This window comes from Candidatus Pantoea communis (genome assembly GCF_011752685.1).
GTDB lineage: Bacteria > Pseudomonadota > Gammaproteobacteria > Enterobacterales > Enterobacteriaceae > Pantoea > Pantoea communis.
Map to the genome: position 1 here is coordinate 34,884 of NZ_VWXC01000020.1, position 21,327 is coordinate 56,210.

Annotated in this window: 19 protein-coding genes; 12 read left to right on the forward strand and 7 right to left on the reverse strand. The window is 50.8% G+C overall.

Going from position 1 to position 21,327, the window contains the following annotated elements:
• Window positions 1-141: 141 nt before the first annotated feature.
• The 9 genes from F3J37_RS21760 to F3J37_RS21800 all read left to right on the forward strand — a co-directional run bounded on the left by F3J37_RS21760 (window position 142) and on the right by F3J37_RS21800 (window position 9,174).
• Window positions 142-699, forward strand: coding sequence for a recombinase family protein (locus F3J37_RS21760; RefSeq protein ID WP_166935733.1), 558 nt, complete (start codon window positions 142-144; stop codon window positions 697-699).
• A 459-nt stretch (window positions 700-1,158) separates the two neighbouring features.
• Window positions 1,159-1,908 carry a hypothetical protein gene (locus F3J37_RS21765; protein WP_166935735.1) on the forward strand — a complete coding sequence of 250 codons (750 nt, stop codon included), beginning with the start codon at window positions 1,159-1,161 and terminating at the stop codon, window positions 1,906-1,908.
• A gap of 11 nt (window positions 1,909-1,919) precedes the next feature.
• Window positions 1,920-2,174: a hypothetical protein gene (locus tag F3J37_RS21770; RefSeq protein ID WP_166935736.1), complete on the forward strand. Its 255-nt coding sequence runs from the start codon at window positions 1,920-1,922 to the stop codon at window positions 2,172-2,174.
• A gap of 81 nt (window positions 2,175-2,255) precedes the next feature.
• A complete protein-coding gene (locus F3J37_RS21775) occupies window positions 2,256-3,542 on the forward strand; it encodes an HlyD family secretion protein (RefSeq protein WP_166935738.1) in 1,287 nt (428 codons plus the stop codon).
• The gene (locus tag F3J37_RS21780; protein WP_369410693.1) at window positions 3,532-5,646 is read left to right on the forward strand and encodes a peptidase domain-containing ABC transporter; all 2,115 of its coding nucleotides are present in this window, start codon (window positions 3,532-3,534) and stop codon (window positions 5,644-5,646) included. Before F3J37_RS21775 ends, F3J37_RS21780 begins: the two co-directional genes overlap by 11 nt.
• Before the next feature lie 13 nt (window positions 5,647-5,659).
• Window positions 5,660-5,842: a hypothetical protein gene (locus F3J37_RS21785; protein ID WP_166935740.1), complete on the forward strand. Its 183-nt coding sequence runs from the start codon at window positions 5,660-5,662 to the stop codon at window positions 5,840-5,842.
• A gap of 256 nt (window positions 5,843-6,098) precedes the next feature.
• Window positions 6,099-6,518, forward strand: coding sequence for a DUF805 domain-containing protein (locus tag F3J37_RS21790; RefSeq protein ID WP_166935742.1), 420 nt, complete (start codon window positions 6,099-6,101; stop codon window positions 6,516-6,518).
• 557 nt (window positions 6,519-7,075) lie between these two features.
• A complete protein-coding gene (locus F3J37_RS21795) occupies window positions 7,076-8,317 on the forward strand; it encodes an AAA family ATPase (protein ID WP_166935744.1) in 1,242 nt (413 codons plus the stop codon).
• Complete coding sequence (locus tag F3J37_RS21800) at window positions 8,314-9,174, forward strand: DUF4435 domain-containing protein (protein WP_166935746.1); 861 nt, start codon at window positions 8,314-8,316, stop codon at window positions 9,172-9,174. The genes F3J37_RS21795 and F3J37_RS21800 overlap by 4 nt, the downstream gene beginning before the upstream one ends.
• A gap of 28 nt (window positions 9,175-9,202) precedes the next feature.
• Here the strand turns inward: F3J37_RS21800 and F3J37_RS21805 are convergent, their stop codons facing one another.
• The 6 genes from F3J37_RS21805 to F3J37_RS21835 form a co-directional block, all read right to left on the reverse strand.
• A complete protein-coding gene (locus F3J37_RS21805; protein WP_205299021.1) occupies window positions 9,203-9,397 on the reverse strand; it encodes a hypothetical protein in 195 nt (64 codons plus the stop codon).
• Window positions 9,398-9,889: 492 nt separating this feature from the next.
• A complete protein-coding gene (locus F3J37_RS21815) occupies window positions 9,890-11,296 on the reverse strand; it encodes an ISNCY family transposase (RefSeq protein WP_166935749.1) in 1,407 nt (468 codons plus the stop codon).
• Window positions 11,297-11,443: 147 nt separating this feature from the next.
• Window positions 11,444-12,484: an Abi family protein gene (locus F3J37_RS21820; RefSeq protein WP_166935751.1), complete on the reverse strand. Its 1,041-nt coding sequence runs from the start codon at window positions 12,482-12,484 to the stop codon at window positions 11,444-11,446.
• A gap of 1,066 nt (window positions 12,485-13,550) precedes the next feature.
• Entirely contained in the window at window positions 13,551-14,486 is a 936-nt protein-coding gene (gene repA, locus F3J37_RS21825; protein ID WP_166935753.1) for a plasmid replication initiator RepA, read from the reverse strand.
• Window positions 14,487-15,417: 931 nt separating this feature from the next.
• Window positions 15,418-15,876, reverse strand: coding sequence for a GNAT family N-acetyltransferase (locus F3J37_RS21830; RefSeq protein ID WP_346303304.1), 459 nt, complete (start codon window positions 15,874-15,876; stop codon window positions 15,418-15,420).
• A 655-nt stretch (window positions 15,877-16,531) separates the two neighbouring features.
• Window positions 16,532-17,158, reverse strand: a complete 627-nt coding sequence (locus F3J37_RS21835) for a LysE family translocator (RefSeq protein WP_166935755.1) — start codon at window positions 17,156-17,158, stop codon at window positions 16,532-16,534.
• A 762-nt stretch (window positions 17,159-17,920) separates the two neighbouring features.
• On the opposite strand from F3J37_RS21835, the gene F3J37_RS21840 reads away from it, so the two are divergent.
• Window positions 17,921-18,655: an alpha/beta fold hydrolase gene (locus F3J37_RS21840; protein ID WP_166935757.1), complete on the forward strand. Its 735-nt coding sequence runs from the start codon at window positions 17,921-17,923 to the stop codon at window positions 18,653-18,655.
• A 104-nt stretch (window positions 18,656-18,759) separates the two neighbouring features.
• Here the strand turns inward: F3J37_RS21840 and F3J37_RS21845 are convergent, their stop codons facing one another.
• The gene (locus tag F3J37_RS21845) at window positions 18,760-19,374 is read right to left on the reverse strand and encodes a LysE family translocator (RefSeq protein ID WP_166935759.1); all 615 of its coding nucleotides are present in this window, start codon (window positions 19,372-19,374) and stop codon (window positions 18,760-18,762) included.
• Window positions 19,375-20,290: 916 nt separating this feature from the next.
• On the opposite strand from F3J37_RS21845, the gene F3J37_RS21850 reads away from it, so the two are divergent.
• On the forward strand, window positions 20,291-20,641 hold the full coding sequence (locus F3J37_RS21850; RefSeq protein ID WP_166935761.1) for a GIY-YIG nuclease family protein: 351 nt from the start codon (window positions 20,291-20,293) through the stop codon (window positions 20,639-20,641).
• Between the two features lie 74 nt (window positions 20,642-20,715).
• Window positions 20,716-21,321, forward strand: a complete 606-nt coding sequence (locus F3J37_RS21855; RefSeq protein WP_166935763.1) for a DUF2239 family protein — start codon at window positions 20,716-20,718, stop codon at window positions 21,319-21,321.
• Window positions 21,322-21,327: the final 6 nt, after the last annotated feature.

The following is a 21,327-nucleotide window of genomic DNA, read 5'->3' on the forward strand; positions in this document are numbered from 1 at the left end:
TATATATTAACAATTTCGCAACCGTCCGAAATGTTATAAATTGTCGGACACACCAAATTGGTATCAATAATGTGTCCGATATATCGATTTTTTGTTATAACAGACACCATATGTCCGATATTTGATTTAGGATACATTTTTATGCGACTTTTTGGTTACGCACGGGTATCAAGCAGCCAGCAGTCTCTCGATATTCAGATCAAGGGACTTAAAGAGGCAGGAGTAAAAGCCAACCGCATCTTTACCGACAAGGCATCAGGCAGTTCTGTTGATCGAGAGGGTCTGGAGCTCTTGCGGATGAAAGTGGAAGAAGGTGACGTGATTCTGGTGAAGAAACTTGACCGTCTTGGCCGCGATACTGCCGATATGATCCAGCTGATAAAAGAATTTGATGCCCAGGGGGTGGCCGTCCGGTTTATTGACGACGGTATCAGTACAGATGGGGAAATGGGTAAAATGGTTGTCACTATTCTTTCAGCTGTAGCCCAGGCAGAGCGCCAGAGAATCCTTGAGCGTACAAATGAAGGGAGGCAAGAGGCGAAGCTAAAAGGTATTAAATTCGGCCGCAAGCGCACTGTAGACAGGCATGCCGTTATGGAACTTCATCGGAGAGGTATGGGTGCAACTAATATTTCTCATCAGCTCAGTATTGCACGCTCCACAGTCTATAAAATTCTCGAAGAGCAAAAGTGCTTCTGATGTTTTCTGCATATCATTAAAAACAATCGGATTAAAAACATCAAAATCGTCTTTAAGGCATTGAGTCATCAAAAAATGGAAATTTAAACAGGGTAGTTATTCTATAGATTTGAATAATCTAATTCTTTATAAGAAGAAACTCATCCCGGGGACGTACTGGCTATAACAGCAAAATCCTCAGGCGATCCTTTAACGTTACATGTGCGACCAGATATGGATATCATCATTTACGATGATTAAATTTAAAATGTCAATCTCAAAAAGTCGCCAAAGAACCCATATTTCTTTCAAATAAATTGAACGAATAAATATTTTGTTACACATGTTTACTAAAAACAAACTTAGTTAAGTATTACATTACATAAAACAATTGCATTCCTATTATCGGCTTTGATGTATGTTCAGGGACTACGAAACTGGGCTATGAATTACACAGGGGTGTAAACGGAGTTAAAAGTAATGAAACAGGGACAGTTGAGAACTTTTTTTGAAAGTAGTTCTTCCGTAATTACTTCATTAGCTATGTTTTTTTTAATATTTAATTCCTCGCCATGTGTGGCGTATGAGGAGATAGACCTCCCCGATGCCAGCGTTCTTTCTGATCCCCCCGATATCTATATTAAAGGGGGTATTATTTATTATAATGGAAAAATCACAGACACATCTTATTCTGAATTCCTAAGGCTTGCTAAAAAATCCCCCATCAATACGGTATCTATAAATAGCATTGGCGGTGATGCCAGGAACGCTTTAGCGATAGGTGATTACATATATAAAAATGGCATCAGTGTTGATGTGCGCAGCGTTTGCGCCTCTGCCTGTGCTAACTATATTTTTCCGGCCGGAAAGAAAAAATATCTGGGTAACGATTCGTACCTTCTATGGCATGGAGGTATCAACGGCCCTGAGAGAGAAATTAAAATATCTGGAAGCATAACAAAGAGTGATTTTTTCTCGCTTCGGGAAATTAAAGAATTACAAAAGGATGATGTTGAATTTTACAGAAGAATTGGCGTGGGAAATAAACTATCTTTTTGTCCTCAGTTAAATTCTGATTATAGGTATAGGTTCCCGGAGAAATGGTTTTCATACACCCCGGCAGACATGAAAAAGTTTGGCATAACAAATATACACTATGCCAATTCATCTTCTCAATGGGTTATTTCAATGAGAAAAAAGCACGTTATATTCGCAACTTACTGTAATTAGGAGAAATAATAATGCGTGAATTATCTTCAAATGAAATGAGTGTAGTCGCAGGTGGGTTTTCAATTGGCAGCTGTTCTATTGGTGGTTCTTTTTCCACATCTAAAGATGGACATGGTGGCTCATCTACCTCGGGTAGCTTTCACGCTGGCTGTGGTCTGAACGCACCTGATGCCGGATCCTCTGCATCAGGGAATAATAAAGGGAACAGTGGTAAATCCAGCAACAAGGGGCAAAGCAGTCAGAGGGGAGGGGGTAAAAACCGCTGATTACAGCGTCTCCGTTTCCCGGGCGGCCATTATGGCCGCCTTATTATGACAACTACTGGCTTTTATTTCTTCAGGATACTCATGGACTCCCTTTATCGTGCAGCGGCGCTCAGTCACCGGTCACGAGTCTGGAATGGTCGGGCATTGCTGTGCCGTGGCCTTCCCGCATGGGTGCATCTCGCCCTCACCGCGCTCTTTTTTTCCCTGCTGGCCTTGTTTCTCTGCATCGGCAGCTATACCCGTCGGGTGACCGTTAGCGGAGAGCTGGCCTCCCTGCCCGGCCCAGTCCGGGTCACCGCACCCGGGCAGGGGTTTATTATCAGCCGTCTGGTCAGTGCAGGTGATAAGGTAAAAAAAGGACAGCCTCTTTATGAAATTGACGTCAGCCACACGACGCGATCCGGCGTGGTCAGCCTTCAGCAGCGGCAGAATACGCAGGCCCAGATAAAAAGCGTTGAGGGCATCATTAATCACCTGCGTGAAAACAGGCGCGTCACGCTTGAAACCCTGGAGCAGCAGAAAGCCAGTTATGCGGCGGCGCTTTCGCACACGGCTGACGTATTGAACCAGGCCGAAGAGGGGCTGAAGGAAATGAAGCAGAATATGGACAACTATCGCCGCTATCAGCGCGCGGGCCTCATCAACCGGGACCAGCTCTCCCAGCAGGCCGCTCTTTACTATCAGCAGCAGAACGACCTGCTAACGCTGAGCAGTCAGCGCGAACAGAACGCTCTGCAGGTATTGGCTCTGACGGGCGACATCCGCACGCGCGCCGCTGATTTTGATAACGATATTTTCCGCATGGAGATGCAGCGCAGCGTCCTTATTCGCCAGGACACTCTGGACGACGCGGCGGGAACGCTGGTCGTGACCTCGCCAGTGGACGGGCGGGTAGATATCGCCGGCCTGTCGTCAGGACAGTCAGTCAGCGCAGGCGACGCCCTGGCACAGGTTATTCCTTTCGCACCTCCCCGCTGGGAACTGGTCATGTGGGTGCCGGACAGCGCCGTGCCATTCATTAAGGCAGGCTCGCCGGTCAACATCCGGTATAACGCTTTTCCGGCAGAAAAGTTTGGTCAGTTTCCCGGACGGATCACGCAAATATCTTCCGCCCCAGCCACTCCACAGGAAAGGGCATTATGGTCTGGCGCGCCTGCCGTAAACGCCGGCACATCCGAGACCTGGTACAGGCTGACCGTCACGCCTGATGTGACGCACTTTGTCTGGCAGGGACACCGCCTCCGTCCAGGAAACGGGCTGCGAGCTGAATGCACACTGTTTCTGGAGAAACGAAAACTGTGGCAGTGGGTCCTTGCGCCACTCTATGACATGCGTGACAGCGCGCAGGAGGCGGTGAGTGAACAGTAACGTACCTGAAGGGCTATTACGCCGTCTCAATTTCTCACTGTACCGGCGTGTCCCCCTGATTCTGCAGACTGAAGCTGCCGAATGCGGGCTGGCCTGTATCGCGATGGTGGCAGGCTGGCACGGACATCACGTAGATCTGTTTACCCTGCGCAGCCGGGGTGGCATCTCGTCGCGCGGCGCCACGCTGAGCACCCTGTACACCGTTGCCGGGGAGGTGGGACTGGCGGGCCGGGCTTTATCACTTGAGCTTGAGGAGCTTTCGGACCTGAGGCTGCCCTGTATTCTGCACTGGAGCTTCAGCCATTTTGTGGTGCTGGTCAGCCTCAGTGGCGACCGGGCCGTGATCCACGATCCGGCCCGTGGACGGCTAAGCGTCAGCAGGAAAACTCTGTCAGAAAACTTTACCGGCGCGGCGCTGGAGCTCTGGCCCGGTCGCGGCTTCAGTAGGCAAAAAAAACAGACCCGCGTCAGGCCTGCCGAACTGATGAGCGGTATACGCGGCTTCGGCACTGCCCTGGTCAAAATCTTCTGTTTATCCGCGATGATCGAAAGCATCAGTCTGCTGTTGCCGGTGGGTACGCAGATTGCCCTGGATCACGTGGTTCCCGCCTCCGACCAGGGCCTGCTTGAGCTGGTCTGCCTGTCTCTGGGAGCACTTATCCTGCTTCAGACCGGATTTAACCTCATCCGTGCATGGACGGTGATGGTGACGGACACGCTCACCGATGTCCAGTGGAAGGAAGGTCTGCTCCGGCATCTTCTGGGACTTCCTCTTCCGTGGTTTGCCCAGCGTCGGACGGGCGACATCCAGTCACGATTCGGCTCGCTGGACGTGCTGCGCGACACTTTTGTCCACGATATTACCGGCTGCGTCATTGACGGAATCATGCTCCTAGGGTCTTGCGTGCTGCTGGCAGGCTACGGAGGCCCGCTTCTGTGGGGTGTGGTTACGTGCTTTGTGTTGATCGCCATAACAATGCGGGTGGTTACCTTTCCTCGCTACCGGCAGCTGACGGAGGAGCAACTGATAAAAAACGCGGCGGCCGGATCTCACTTTACCGAATCGCTGTGGGGTATCGCCACGCTACGCGCGCAGGGTCTGACATCGCAGCGCCGCCGGAACTGGCTGACACTTGAAGTAGACGCCGCCAACGCTGCCGTCAGCCGTCGGCGTTTTGACATTCTTTTCAGTACGGTCAGCGGTCTGACGAACGCACTGGACAACGTGGTTATCCTCTGGCTTGGCATTGGGGCCGTAATGACTCATCAGCTTTCACTCGGGGCGTTTGTGGCCTTCGGGGTATTTCGTGAAATTTTCACCTCCCGGGCACTGTCACTGACTGACATGTTCCTGCGTCTTGGCATGCTCTGCCTGCACGGAGAAAGGATTGCGGACATCGCCCACACGGAGTCCGAGCCGGCCGCCCCCGTTGCAGACCTGTACCCAGCGGGTGTCGCCATCGCGCTGGAGGCAAAAGGACTCATGTTTCGTCATGACGCACAGTCACCAGCCATTTTCAAAGGGCTCAATATCACGGTAGCTGCCGGAGAAAGCGTGGCCATCACCGGCCCATCAGGGTGCGGAAAAACCACACTCATGAAAGTGCTGAGCGGCCTTATCCCGCCAGGTGAAGGCTGCGTGCTGGCCGGTGGACGGGATATCCACTCCGCCGGCGTGAACAACTACCGCCGCGCCGTGGCCTGCATACTGCAGGAGGATCGTCTTTTTGCCGGGTCTTTACGCGAAAACATGACCGGCTTCAGCGACTCACCTGACGAGGCGTGGCTTCATACCTGCGCCCGCCTTGGCCATATCCATGACGATATCATGGCCCTGCCTATGGGCTATGACACCCTGACAGGCGAGCTGGGCGAGGGGCTCTCGGGCGGCCAGCGTCAGCGCATTTTTATCGTTCGCGCACTCTATCGGCGTCCCGGCATTCTTTTCATGGACGAGGCAACCAGCCATCTGGACGAACATAACGAGGCGCTGATAAACGAGGCCATACGCGCCCTGAGCATCACGCGGGTTATTATCGCCCACCGGTCATCCACAATTGACTCGGCCGACCGGACAATTCACCTCCGCAGCATGCCGGAATAAAAGGAGTATACCAGTGCGCGACACGCAAATTATCACGCTGATGCTGATTTTGATCCTGACCTTTATCCCCGTCAGCTGTTTCTCCGGTGCCATCCTGCTGGCCCTGCGCCAGCGTAAGGGCTGGGGCTGGTTGATTCTGGCGGGCGTCCTGACGGCTGTTGCTGTGGTGGACACCGCCATCAGCAGCTTTATGTAGCAGAAATAACCGTCAGAAGGGCGGCAGGGAGTCATAATGCCAGTCAGTTCAGCAATTTTTCTAAAGCGAGACTGCAATTTCTAGTTAATTGCAGTTTTTTTGGCCTGATCGTGGCATATCAAGATAGAAGTGTAATCCTGACAAGGTTGAGTTTGATTTCAGAGGTGAACAAAATCAGATTTATGTACTATGCAGGAAGCTCATGCAAAATGTATGAGGCAAATCAGCAGCACTTCAAATTTATGTAAGGGATTTCATGAACGCGATTTTTGATCTTTATATCAATTGCTTCCGTAAATATTTTGTTTTTAATGGAAGAGCAAGTCGACTCGAATTTTTGACTTTTAGTGTTGCGAATTTTATTTTTATCGAAATATTTAACTTGGTGCAAGTTATTGGATGGGTTTTTAGTCTGGCTATTAGCGCTCCGGGTATCGCTGTAAGCGTTCGCCGTCTACATGACCTGAACAGATCTGGTTGGTGGTTCTTCATCTCTTATTCAATTATTATAATCCTGGGGCTCGCAATGGGAATAACACATGACGGTGATGAAGAAACCAGACTGGTTATTATTTCAATCATTCTTATGCTTCTTTCGGCAATGGGCATATGGTGGTATCTTTTCCCGGGTACTAAGGGGCCTAATCGCTTTGGAAATGAAGCGTATTGCCCCTAAAAATCAAGGGGAGCTTCAGGAGAAACATCATAAGACACAGAAATGATTGGAGCAGTTTCTGTTAGGTAAATACTCGCCCTGATTATGTCGGCATTGATCAGGGCAGGATAGGTTTATTGGTGGTTTTTAATCTCGTTTCTGCATATTTCCTCGGTCTTTCTCTAACCACGCGCGGATAGCAATGCTCCCGTCTTGAAGGTGCTTTGTTGAATAATAAGTAATCATGCTTTTAGCCATATCAATTTTGGTTGAAATACCTGCTGTCGTAAAAGGCCTGTATTTCGATGCTTATGTAACCACATGATTTTACGTCAACGCAACAAGCAGTTTTGAGGGCTACACAGCATTAAATCCATTTATTCAACAACGCCGTCATACCCTTAAAAAAGCATCGTTTTGAAGGTGTTTTTCAACGTCCATTATGTTTAGATACATCATAAAGTTACTTCACTAGCGTACGTTTTCGTTCCATTGGACTTCAGACCCCCTAAAAATAACGCTCAACAAAAACAGTTCCCCGGTCCCGTTTCTGGCCCGAATAGAATAAGGATATTGATTTGAAACTGATCCGACTCGAAATCAGGAAGCTTTTTGGCCTGCTCGACTATAGCATCCCGCTCGATGAGAATGAGATAACCATGCTCACCGGGCCGAACGGATACGGCAAAACCATGATCCTGAACATTCTCCACAGTATCCTGGCCAATCGCCTGAACGTGCTCTGCACCCTGAAATTTGAACAAATCACGCTTTACCATCAGGAAGGAACTGTCTTCATCAGAGGCAACGGGACTGACTGCCTGACCCTCATCGCCGAGGGCGCTTCGGGCGCAGAACCCGTGGCTGAAACGCTGACGCTGAAGGAAGAAAAGTCGCAGGCGCACTTCTGGGGACGGAACAATTGGATCGTTGAAGAAAAGAGTGCTCCAAACAGAACCCCTGACTACGCCCGCCTCACATCAGACGTGCTCGGCGCGCTTTTCCCCGCAGGGCTCATCTCATTTATACGCGCTGACCGGCTAGAAAAAGCCGCCGATGGCACAACGGTGATCGACCGCTGCGCAGAGCAGTTGCGAAACCTGATGGGCGCCGCCGAAGATGAGTCTGCCTCGTTCAGCCAGAAACTCGACGCCACGTTCCCTATCCGGCTTTTTCAGCGCTTGCAGAAACAGAAGCAGCTGTACTACACCAATATCCAGCAGCGTCTGATCGGTATCCAGGGTAAGCGCCGCGACTATATGCAGTTCGGATTGATCCAGACGCAGGAGGAACTGCTTCCGGATGAAGGGGACGCCATGGAGGGCAGTCGCGAATACCTGAACGTGCTGGACCTGTACATCAACGATGCGATGGAGAAGCTGTCACCGTTTGAAACGCTGCACCAGAAAATTGCACTATTTGAATCGATCCTACGGGAAAAGGTACTGGCATTTAAACATATCCATATCAGCCGGGAACAGGGGTTCAGCTTCATCAGCGAGAGCGGCGACCCCGTCGGACGCAACATGCTTTCCTCGGGCGAGCAGAATCAGATAGTGCTGCTGTTCTGCCTGATCTTTAATCTGCGTACGCACAAGGTCATCCTGATAGATGAACCTGAGATTTCCCTGCACGTGGCATGGCAGCAGACGTTCCTTGACTCACTGAAGAAAATTCAGAAAATTAATGGTTACGAGAAGGTGATCATTGCCACGCACTCACCGGCCGTGATCAGTAAGAACTGGCCGCTGACGTTCGATCTGTATGATATTGCCCATCGCGACAGAGCCGCGCCTGAAGCCGCAGGAGAATCGGAATGAGTTCGCTTCGCGACGCCATCGGTGAAGAGGACTGGATGAGCACGATGCTGATGGCCATGCGCAACGGGATGAATCGTGACCGGATCCTGGTCGTGGTTGAAGGCATTACTGACATCAGCTTTTTTAACACGCATCGCCTCGATGACCGGATCCTCTATGACTCACCGGAAAGTGGCAAAAGTGAGGTAATACGCGCGGTCAGCACGCTGAGAAGCGCAGGAAACGATGCAGTTTATGGCGTATGTGATGCAGATTTCGACAGGCTGAGCAACATCAGTCATGAAGGCATCTATTTCACGGACGCACATGATCTGGAGATGATGCTGGTTGAGGGTGGCGTGGTGGACAAATTTATTATGCACTTCGCGCAGCGCCGTCTGACAAACGGAGCGCTCGCTATCCCTTTCTGTCAGAAGATCAAGCAGAGTGTCCTGCTGGCAAGCTACCGGCTGGGGCTGCTGAAGTGGTTCAACTACCTGGACCGCGCAGGTCTGAATTTCAAAGGGATGCGTTACCCGGACTTTATATCCGTTAACGGAACCGATGTCGCTGTCGATGAGATGGCCTACATCAGTCACATATTAGACAGAAGTCGCGGACGACACACGCCCCTGAGCGGTGCGGATTTGCTGAATGAAATGCGCAGACTGGAGATGATGTCCCCCGATAAGTACGCCATCTGCAACGGGCACGATTTTGTTTACTTGCTCAAAATGCTTTTTGACACGCCGGTGTCTGTCAGAAACAGCATGCGGCTTGATGAAATCGACAGCTACATGCGTATGAGCTATGACCGTCAGATTTTCAGCGCCACTCAACTGCACTCCTCACTGACCAGCCTGCTGGTACGGCACTGAGGTCCTGAACGCCGCTAAGACGCGGCGTTCAGCTGCCCACATAGTGCTTAACGGATAACAGGAGCGCCCGGGCTTCATCGGCGTCCATGGAGAACCGCACGCAGAGCTGGCGGGTCACTTCCAGCGAGAACAACCCCGTGTACCACTCCATCGACTTTGGATCCTTATGACGCATCATCGTCTGGATCATCTTCTGCGGCACTAGGTGCATCGCAAACGTCACACCGTCACGCGCCGTCGCCGCCAGAGAAATCCAATTGACAGATAAAATATGCAGATATTAAGCCAATATAATTATTTTATGTTCAAAATCAATTACATATTATTGTTGAAGCTAAGCAGAGATGACCGGGTTCAGGCAAATCTGAGATGTCCGGATGAGATGAATTGCAGCCTTTCAAATCACAGTATGATGTGGAATTATTGGCAGATAAATTTGATTATCAGGGAAGCCAACTTTGAGGCATGAACTCTGGGTCGAGCCTGATGGATGCCAGACTTTTTGTCTGAAAGGTGTCCAGGGAAATGCAGCAAGATCATTATTGGATCCTGGTGCAAAACTTATATGGGAAGTGGATGCGGCCAGCCATTATGAAGCAATGACCCTTTATTATAAATATATGGACTGGGGCCAATATATAACGTCTTTTCCTGAACAGGATTGTAAAACTTATTCCGAACTGGGTTGGGAATAAAGTTACTGAACAAGCCTGATTTAAGTATCTTTCCGCTCAAAAATTTCCTCGCTGCGGCTCTGTAAGTCAAATAACGCTTCCAGTAAATCATCCTCATTCACCGCACGCTGCCGCTTTTTAGCTGGATCTTTCTTCGCACTTCTCCGACTCGGCCCGGTTCCGGCCGGGAGGCCCTGAGACCGCGTATTATCACGCTTGTCCTGCATCAGCTTGGCCACGGCCAGCGCGTGTCCAAGCCGCTTGTTGTCAACGATCGCACCCTGGTCAACTTCAGACAGCCGGTCGTAGGCAGAGTAGGGAAGCACCGTGCCGTGACTCCTGAGTTCAACGCGACCATCCGGGTACTGCCAGGCATCCAGATATTTACCCATCGCGCGGCGGCTGTCATCGTTATCCTCAAGCAGCAACAGCATTTTATCGTAGCGGACCGTCAGCGCTTTCGAAACCTTGCGCGGTTCGCGCCAGGTAAATATCTGGTTCAGGTTGTCGTCTGCATCGAGCGGACGGTGAACGTCAAAATCATGCCTCGGTGCCTTCGCGAAACGCCGGTTGTAGTCCGCCATAAACTCAGCGGCAAAGGCGTTAGCCGCGTCAGGCGTGCTGATGTCACGCAGCCTGAGTTCCTTGACCAGCCGATCCTGCAACGTGAGGTGTGCACGCTCCACGCGGCCCTTGGCAGAGCTGGTGTTGGCGCAGATGCCGGTGATGTTCAGCTCGTTCATCGCGCGACCGAACTGCGTCTGACCGTCGCCGCCAGCCGCATTTTTATTGTTGATGCGGAACACGCTGGCCTTGTCGCTGTAAAACGCCAGCGGCTTGCCGTGCTGCTCCAGGTAGCCGCGCGTGGCTTCAAAGTAGGTGAACGTGGACTCGGAGCGGACGAAGTGAAGCTGCATCAGGCGGCTGGTCGCGTCATCCACGTAAACCAGCAGCGTGCAGGCCGGGCCGCGTTCCTCGAACCAGCGGTGATCGCAGCCGTCGATTTGTATCAGCTCGCCGACACAGGCGCGCCGGTAACGCGGTTGCTGAATCTTTGGGGCGCGATGCCTGCGCGGGATCCAGAGTCCTGACTGCATCATCAGCTTGCGTACGGTCTCTTTAGACAGCGTCACGCCGTGCAGCTCGGCCAGCTTCTCGCAGGCCAGCGTCGGGCCAAAATCAGCGTAGCGCTCGCGGATGATCTGAACCGCACGTTCAGCAAGGCCAGCAGGCAGCTGATAGTTGCTGGGCTTACCGCGCCGCCGATCAGCCATGCCCAGCGGACCATCTGAACGATAGCGCTGAAGCAGGCGACGACAATGCCTGTCGGAAATACCGAGACGCTCAGCAGCGAGATGGGTTGTCAGCCGCCGGTCGACGACGTCCTGAATAACTTTAAGCCGGTTAACTTCGTTCATCGTGAAAAACTCCGCACCAGAAGCCGTCATATCAGGATCCTCAGCAGGTAGCCCGAAGCGGCCAGGTCAGCTTTGCTTCTATAATTATAATACGCAAAATACTAATTATGTTAAATCGGCTATTTTAAAACTCACTTTCTACTTTCAGAAACTCTTAAGTGCTTTTCAACGCGGTCTTTAATATTTGCGGTGTGCTCGTGCGATTACGCCGCAGATCCCTTTATCCCCTGTGACAATCATATACTCTTTCTTCCCAGTCAGTCCGGCAGCGGCGTTATGCAGATTATCTTCCGGGCGGCGCTGAATGAGGTTTTTGCTGGATTTAGTATGTTTCACTACATCTGAGTAAGTATGGTCACCCAGACTTATCATCAGGTCGTTACCCTCGCGAAGTGAAAGTATATAACCGGCAATATGCTGCATTTCAATTACTGCAATATTTTCGCCCGCGTCATTCTGGCAGACGATAAAACGTTCTTTAGGCATATGACTAAGTGGATCAGTAAGACCCATGGTACAAAAACCTGTGTCAGCCTTTTCGACGACTGCCGGTGCGTTCAGGATGGTGTGGGTAGGTCTTGTGCGCAAGGTTTGGTTAACAGTGGAAAAATGCTTGACCCAATGGCTTGCTTCGGATGAGAGCCAGGAAATTATTTCAATCAAATCAGCATGGATCTGGCTGAGGTTAAGTTTGTAGACTGGTTCGTGATGTGCTATTCGGTTTCGGAAATGGTTCACCTCTCTGATATCGCGCTGAAAACTTTTACGGGTTTTACTCACATTGGGCAGCAGATCGTGCATTTTGGTCTGCCAAATGGAGCGGTCATACTCATCGCGGAACAGATTTGACCAGAAATCAAAAGTTAAGGTAGATACGATATCACCTGTGTTATTACTATTCGATCGGTCAATACCCCGGTCAAGTGCGTCCCGGCTTTCTTGCGTAAGGATCTGTCGGAAATGTTTATCTATGCACCAGTTTTCATTAAACATCACAGTGAAGATATCGCTGATTCGGTTACGCAATACCACTTCCAGTATGTGTAGTGGATAAAGGAACGCCTTAGCCATACGGGCATTGTAAAGATAAAGCGCGAAAGCAAAATCTTGATCGCGGGCTGCGCTAAGCAAATAAGGCTTAAAGCGGGCTTCAGACAGCGTATCGACTAAAGCGGTGCCACAGGTAGCATACTGATAGGGAACTTGACTTTCGGCCATAGTGATTTAAAATCCTTTTCAGAGCAGTTGGAACGGCCCCTCTGGTTTCTGACCAAGCGCCACCAACAATCTAATCAGATCCCCGGGACAGACCTTTATAAGGTTCCTCCCGGGGTTTCGCTTTTAAGGGGATACATAAGTATCTACCGGTTATTTTACCTTCTCATCGGCTCACTCCCAAGCGCAAATTACCCCCTTTTCAGTTCTACCCAAACGTAATCTACTTCTTCGCGCTACCGTTGTTTACGAACCTTTCTTGTCAGTATTCAGTATGTAGCATTCCTAATTATCTATGAGACGATTTCAGCCATAGAGTTCTTAGATGTTATTTTTGTTATCAACTTATCAGATAGGTCAGTAGCGCATCGCACAATGGCTCAGAGACGCAAATTTTCTTGAATTGATCACCCTCCTGCCCGACCGCTGTTTAAGCAGCGGCCTTTTAGGCGCACTGAAGCAAGATGGTCGCAGACGAAAGAAAGAGCCCGCAGCTAAAACTCACAACACTGAAGAATCCAGTAGTTACAGCATCCATTTATCAGCCACTGCAGTTCCGGCCCTCCGGGCCGGGCGGCCGGGGCTGGTCAGTGGGGGCAACCGGGTGTCAGGTACGGCGAGGGTCCGGGCTGAGAGGGGCACAATGGTGCAGAATCTGCTGACCATAGTGAATGTACTGTCTGTTGTAACTAACAGCACTGTCCGGGGCCCGCGTCAGCGGGAGCTACCTTAAATCTCTGAGCGGCGCGGACGTTTACGGCCGCTGCAAGCGAAGGCCTTATTTATTCCAGCAGAATGCCGGCATGAACACCTTATTTATCTTTTCTGATTAATTCTTTCTGACGTAAGTCAGGAATATGTTGCGGGTAATTCCAGGGTCGTTTGCAGATAAGCCATGCTTTACGATTGCGGGTAAATGTGGATAAAAAAATCCGCGAACGGAGATTAACGTGGATAAGGGATTTTTTTTGCGGGAAAACACATGCCGCAGCGAGCCGGAAACGTGCGGTTTTATCTGTGGCACAAACGCCTTTACCGCCAGTCAAGGCGGTAAAATTCACGGGATACATCAGTGGACGACGTCAGGCGGGGCGGGCTCGTAGCCGAGTCCCAGCTCCAGCTGGTTCAGGTTCTGCCACACCAGCCGGTCAAAGGCGTCCGCGTCGGTATTCATCAGCTCATGATTAGGCAGCGTACGGATAAGCCAGCTGGCCATCGCCGTGCGGCGATCGTCGAGCGGCAGCTTACTCAGCTTTTTGCGGCGCTTCTCTTTGACCGCTTTTTCACGCCGCCTCAGCAGCGTGGCCATGCGCATGCTCTCATACCAGCGCTGGCGCGCGGCGCGCACTGATTCGTGTGTGCCAGGCTCGATGATCCCTTCCGCTTCCGCCTCAAGACGCAGATTGCGCTGGACGTAGAGTTTGTCCATGTTGACGCCGCACAGCTGCCAGAAACGATCGGTCAGCACGATATGTCGCGGCATCCAGTACTCTTCCACCGGATCCCACTCCAGGTCAGGGAGTTCAACCAGTCCGAAGCGCTGCAGTTCGGGCAGCAGGCGCGACAGCCGGCCCGGCTCTACCCGGGTGCCGGTGATGACGTCGCCGTTCTCATCTTTCGGGCTGAGCTCGGCGGCCAGACGGCCCACGTTCAGGGTGACCACCCAGGTGGCCATGTCGGCGCGCTGGACCAGCAGCGGAATAAGGGCGTCGATAAGTGCGCGCCGTTCCGGCCGGAAGTCACGCTCGCGACCGGCCGCGTGACGCAGCCTGACAAAGTAAGGGTTGCGCGAAAGCCGCTGGCTCAGGCGAAGCTGACCGGTGGATTTGTCCTTTACGACGAGCCGGCGCATGGCGTGACCGAACTCACCCGGCAGCGGGCGATAGGTCTGAGGCGCAAACCACACGGGTTCAGGGCATTTGCAGAGGACGGAATGATCGCCGCGATGGCGTCCGTCGGATTTGGGAGTCGGGCAGTTTAACCCGATTAAAATCTGGTCATTCACCCTGTCCCGAACTTATGGCGGACAGGGGTTGTCTTATGAACTGCATGCGTTATAATCCTTCACAGGCCAGCGCCTGCTTTTGGACCCCCTGATTTCTGAACCTTCCGCCAAGTTGAGACAGAATTCAGGGGGTTTTTGCATTCAGAGCCCGGTAAAACCGGACTCCGTACCCTGGACGTTTTACGGATACGTCCCATCCGGTTGATTCTTCCCCGCGCCGCGCATGTCCGGCCACAGGTTTTCGCACGTCCTTATCGTCGACCACCACAGTACTCAGATAAGGATCAAAATAAGATCGCCGCCCGGCGAATTCTGAAAAGAATACCCATCTCAACCGGTTAAATCCAGCACAGATTGCACATAGCACGAATCGTATGGATAAAAAAAGTTCACCGATGAAATTTCCCGTGACCGTCATCACATTTCAGGTTTCACATTATTCATGTTAGACGTCTGGCATAAGGCCGTAAAAGGTATGGAACAGTAACAGTGGAGCACCAGAATCTCTGCAGAATAACGATCTCAACAGATCGCGTCATAGAAGACGCACTGGGCTATTTGCTGAGGTGTTTCGAACCGGTACATTAAACGAACAGTGTAAGCGCTGAATGTTTGCTTCAGCCCTTGATAAGATAATGGAAAGCGTCAGCACGGGAGTCTGACCGGTCCGTCGTGAACTGATTGTGGAGAAAGAACAGGAAATAGCGAAAAAAATCCCGGGCGGCTGGCCCGGTAGTAGTAGGAGTAAGCACTTCCGGTCTGAGGCCGGTGATGTTGCATCCTGAGAGCATGTCAGCTATTGCAATACATCATACTGGTGTTGGCACGAGGAGTAACACACAAGATAAGCATAGCGCCAGACGCGTCATTAATTAAGATTAATATACTGATTTAATGGGTTTAAAAGGCACTACGTCATGATTTTGCATAATTAAATTTTCATTTTAAAACCTGTGTGGCTAGGTTCAAAGCCCAGTGCAGAGTAGAAGTGATGTGCATCTTTTCGGGTAACATCACAGGTAAGCTGGACCATAACACATCCCCGCATGCGTGCCTGCTGAATAGCCCACTCAAACAAGTAACGGCCAAGACCACTATTCCTCTTCGATTCATGAACTCTTACTGCTTCAATCTGGGCTCGCCATGCCCCCCTGAGAGATATGTTTGGAAGGTATGTCAGCTGTAGTGTGCCAACTACGATGTTCTCAATTACTGCAACAGCAAGAAATTGGTTCGGATCTGAACAAATTGCGTTAAACGCATCAGTGTAAGTTTTCCGGAGAGGAAGTGTACTATCCTCCCGACTGGCACCAAGAGTGTCATTTGCCAGAAGTGCAACGATAGACGGCAAATCCTCCAACATCGCGCGGCGTATTAACAGTTTGTTCACGTAATGATTCTCCTTTAGAACGGTCAGCTAAGTAAGCTCGCTCGGTAAGCATGGTCATGATGTGCAGTCAAAAATGATTACAGAAGTTTCTGACGGCATTCAGACAAAGGATTTCGCATTTGTCTGCCAGAAAAATCATGTCCACATACTGGTATGTGGCGGGATTTAAAGTGCTTTTATTTTCCAAAAACAAGTAATTCCTCTCCCCATTATTAAGACGATGAAACTGAATACATACAGAAGCTGTATGAGAAGAAGCTGACTCAACTCATCGAGAAGGTAAACAAAGATAAAGTCAGTGCGGGAGGTTTTCAGTGACTTGCGTACTGGCTACTCCAAAACCGGAGACTCCCATGGCGACTGAAAATCCTGAGGCGCCATGCTGGAAGTCAATAATGTCATATTAGTGTTCGTTACGGATTTAAGCAGGCTGAGATAAACCATTTATGTTAAAGCTACAACCCACTCAAAGCTCAAGCAGGCGCATTTAAGTTTAATTAACGAAACATTATCGTTTAAAAAAATCGCAACACCCGCTTAAACGTGCGCTCTGGGAAATGGAATGCGTATCTGATACAGCCAGAGCAAATAGCATATGTTAATTTTTGGCGCATGCGGTTACCCTTTAGAATATAGAGTAAAAGCCATGAACGTATTATCTTCTGCTCATAGCCAGCTTTACGGCAAACAACAGGAATAAGCACCCGGTGAGGCGGTCCATCCCTTTTACCACAGCAGGTTTTTTCAGCACACCGGAAGCATAGCGGGCAGCAGTAATGAGTGTCAGTGACCACAGCGTACCAATCAACACATGGATCGCAACCAGAAGGAACGTCCAGCCGACAGGAGAATGTCCCGCCGGGATAAACTGTGGTAAAAATGAGACATAAAAGACACCCATTTTGGGGTTAAGCACATTGCCTAGCATTCCGCGAATGAACCAGTTATTTGTAGAATTCTTCTCCACCTGACCCTGACTGAAGCTGAAATGTCGTCGCGGACGCAATAAAAGCTGGATGCCCAACCATAACAGGTATGCCGCACCGCACCACTTCAGCATTGCATAAGCAAGCTCAGAGACTGCCAGTAAAGCCCCCAAACCAAAAGCCACCAGAGCCCCCCAGATAAAGCACCCCATATCAATACCCAGCGCCGCATGAAAGGCTTTCCGGCCGCCTTCAGCGGCAGCCGTACGGAGAATCATGGCGGTATCAAGACCGGGTGTTAAGGTCAGAAGTGTTGCAGCGAGAGTGTAAGCAAGCAGTGAATCAGTGACGGACATTTCCTGTCTCCGAAAGAGCTGATGCTACTAAAATACCCATACTCCTGCAACAGGAAGGACGGTCATCAGAGCACTCTCCGGCAGGGCGCTAAGCCGGTTTACACAGCGGACATCGGCACTTAATTAGTATCCCGGGTTCTGTTTTGGTCGGTGCGTAATTCTCAGAGTTATAACAGGCAAAGCCATAACCAGGGGTAGACCATCCAAACAAGAAGCCACAGGCAATGGCGGTTGAACCTCATCTAGCCAACTAACTCCAGAATACGGGGGACCGGACGTGCCGGAAAGCAACCGACCCTGACGTCTGCCGGATTCGGGTTCATATGAGGGTCAGTTCATTAATGGTAATCAGCGAGAGAAAGCATCGGATTCATTCTGGTGATGAACACCCCCGGTTTGTAGCGCGCCCAATGGTAGAAATACCCAGAGCAGTCATTTTATAGTCACGACATGTTCCCCTCACCTGCATGTTAGGGCTTCACCACGGTAATGGGCCGGTTGCATGGCTACACTGTTCCCTAAACCTAAACAGAGCGGAGTATTTCGGCGGCTCTTACAGAATATTCTGGTGAAGAATAAATTGATTATCTGGCCTGTCTTTCGGTGGGATACTCCGGGCGTTAACCGGTTAAGTGCAACCTGCGAACAGCCCGTGAGATATTGTTGTTATAACCGTGGCTGCGTTGCCGCACAGTGTTGCCTGCGCGGCTTTTCCTGGTCCCCGCCACGCCATTGTGGCGAAGAGTTTAAAGTGAGGTTTAAATGAGAGCTCCGGTTCTACTGGTACATGGTCTTTTTGGTTCACTCAGTTCTCCCGGTATTCTTGCCCCTTTCGGCAAACAATGTGTCTATGCTCCTGACCTGATCGGATATGGTCAGTGCCAGAAACAAGGGAACAACGGATGGACGCTGAACGACCAGGCCGACCATCTTGCAGACTTTATTGATGAACGGAAGTGCGGGCCGGTTCATCTGGCAGGTCATTCAGTTGGCGGAGCGGTTGCTGTACTGATGGCAGTAAGCCACCCTGACCTAGTCAGTTCCCTGACTCTCATCGAAGGTAATCTCACGCTGAATGATGCGTTCTGGTCTCAGAAGATATCCGGGCAGAGTCTGGATGAGATACAGACTGAGGTCAGTGTTTTTCGCGCTGACGTTGCCGCCTGGATTGCAGGTGCGGGCGTGTCACCCACGGATTTTGCGATTGAGACTGCCACCGCCTGGCTGGATAACCAGCCCGTTTCCACCCTACGGAAGCAGGCGCGGGCGGTGGTTGCTGCAACAGGCGAAGAAAGCTACCTAGAAGGACTGCGTCACATCCTGTCGTCTTTAACGCCGGTTCATCTTATATCGGGTGAACGCTCACAATCCGGGTGGCATGTTCCCGCCTGGCTCAGAGAGCGCGCAACCACGAATACTGTTATCCCGGAGACCGGCCACCTTATGATGATTGAGCGGCCAGAAGAATTTGCGCGCGCGGTGCTTAACAATCTTTGAGACTGAGCTGCCCGGATTTATGCTTGCCCGCATGTCAGAGTCCTCTGCGCCTGCCTGAAGTTAAACTGCCGGATGTTCAGTCTTCCGGCAGACTTCTCAGAATTTTAGTTTCGTGCCGCAATAGCCGCTGCTGCACCACCCATTGCAACAGCGCCAATACGATTTGCCAGCCTTACCGCTCCAGGTGTACGTAATAAAGCCCGTGCTTTGTGGGCGAGGAATGTCCACGTAAGATCTATGCCAGCCAGTGTAGCCAGAGTAATGCTGGCAAGAATTGCCCACTCACTGGCACCTGCTTTTGGCAAATCAATAAAAGACGGAAGAAGGGCAAGATAGAACACCATGATTTTGGGGTTGCCCAACGTTAATGCCATTCCCGCACTGAACATTGACCAGGAAGAGGAACGCCGGGGAAGTTCCTCTGCCCCCTCAATCACCGGCTTATGCCACATTTTAATCGCAAGCCAGCAAAGATAAGCGATACTGCCCCACTTAATTATATGAAATCCTGTCTGAAATGTTTGTGCGAGTGTCGTCAGACCTGCCATTGCCATAGTGAGCCAGATAACTTCACCGATCCACATTGCAGCGATGAAAGGGATTACATTGCGCCAGCCATTCGTGATTACTCTGGAAACAAGCGCCGTAATACTGGGTCCGGGAACACCTGCATTCAGAAATAACGCGGCTGCAAACAGAATATAAGATATCAGTTCCATAGTTAATCTCACGGTAGAAGCGTATTTATATGTCAGATCTTTGCCAGCAGCTCAGTATAAAACTGTACATGTTTTAGCACGTAACCGGTCTCAGTGCTGACGCATCCTGCCAGAATCGGTCCTATCTGACCCTGCCCTGAACGAATATTTCAACGGGCTGTTCATCTCAATGGACATATTCACTCATCTTCATCACGTTACCGGAGCTGCACGATGCAGGCTATCCGTATAAATACCGGCGTGTTTGCCGGAATGCCATATCGCTGCAGGCCTGGCCGGAACTCTGACGCAAGTCGGGCTGAAAGGTCCTTAGCGAGTCTCTTCCAACTGCTGATGTGTACCTGTCTGGCTTACTCGCGTTTTTACAAATTCTCCACAGGTATTTATACCCGGATATTATTGACATTGTTTTTTACCCGGGTAATATTAGGCCATCGTTTGAGAATGAAATGCCATCTCGCAACGACTTGCTCAGGATGAGCGTCGAACGATGGGCCAGGGCGGCAGGGTTACTTATGAACTCACAGCCTGTCTGTTTTTTAAGCCGGGGAAGTCTGAGCCTGAATTAGCCTGCTTAATGAACGGTTGGCGCATCACTTTATTCAGACGTTACCGGGGAAGGATTTCTGACCAGCTTTAAAAAATTAGCGCGGCTCAGCGCCTGCTGCTCGAGGAAGAAGTTCCTGATGGGCAGTCCGGGAGCAGGAATTTAAAAAAAGAATGTCACTTCCTGAGCTGCGATATGGTTGGCGACAGACCTTTTTTCGTAGATGCAACCTGATCCTTCTTTACGGACGCCTTCGGGTGTCTGGAAGAGCTGGCCGGCACACGTACTCCCCTGGTTGAAGGTAAAAGCATTGCAGGCTTCGCAGACATGCGCCGACTGTACGATTGCTTCAGAAAAGGAGAAACACTGATGGAAAAGGCCAGACGTAAAGAGCTTATCAGTACATACAAGCATACGTTCCCATCGATGGGGATTTTCTCCGTCACAAACAAAATCACAGGAAAACAGCTGCTAGGGAAAAGCAAAAATTTAAACGGTTCGCTGAATCGCCACCGAATGGAGCTGCGCATGGGTGTTCACCGGAATCCGGAGTTGATGGAAGACTGGCGTTCGCTCGGGGAAGATCACTTTGTGTTTGAAATTCTTGAGCTGATTAAGGAGCGTACGGAACCGGGCTTTGATTACACATCCGAGCTGGACAAGTGCCTGGAGCACTGGCAAGGCAAAGTTCCACCGGGTTCATCAGGTTCATACCTTTGATGTTCTACTTCCCAATTTTTCCGGGCTCCTGTGTACATAGTCTGCACAGTGCCCATCACTGAAGAGACTTGTCTATGAAAGGATCCCCTTCAGACTCCTATACGAGTTTCGATGGCCACAGACGCATCGCAACGGGGTCTCTGCAAACCAATGCTCTGGCAGTCAGGCGGGCAAGTGAGAATTCGGCCGCAGGGCCTTTCCTTATAATCGATAATGCGACAGGTCGTCCGGTCGATATTGATTTCAGAGGTTCAGAGGAAGAGGTCGTTGCAAAACTAACCTCCGCAGCATGCGCCCAAACAGAGGGGATCAGCCAGAACGACACATCAGAACCTTCCCGCTCCAGAGGCCGTGGCCGTCCGAAATTAGGCGTGATTGCACGTGAAGTGACCTTGCTTCCCCGTCATTGGGAGTGGCTTGCCGGTCAACCCGGCGGGGCCTCTGTGGCGCTGAGAAAGCTGGTCGAGGAAGCACGACGAGCCAACAGCGAGAAAGAAAAAGTTCGCAAGGCGCTCGAGCGGGCCTACTACTTCATGCTTGCTATCGCCGGTGACCTGCCCGGATTTGAAGAAGCAACGCGGGCGCTTTTTGCCATTGAGCCAGTGAAATTTCAGGAGCTCATCGCCGCATGGCCCAGCGATATACGGGAGCACGCTATGCAACTGGCATTCACTGATTAGCCGTCT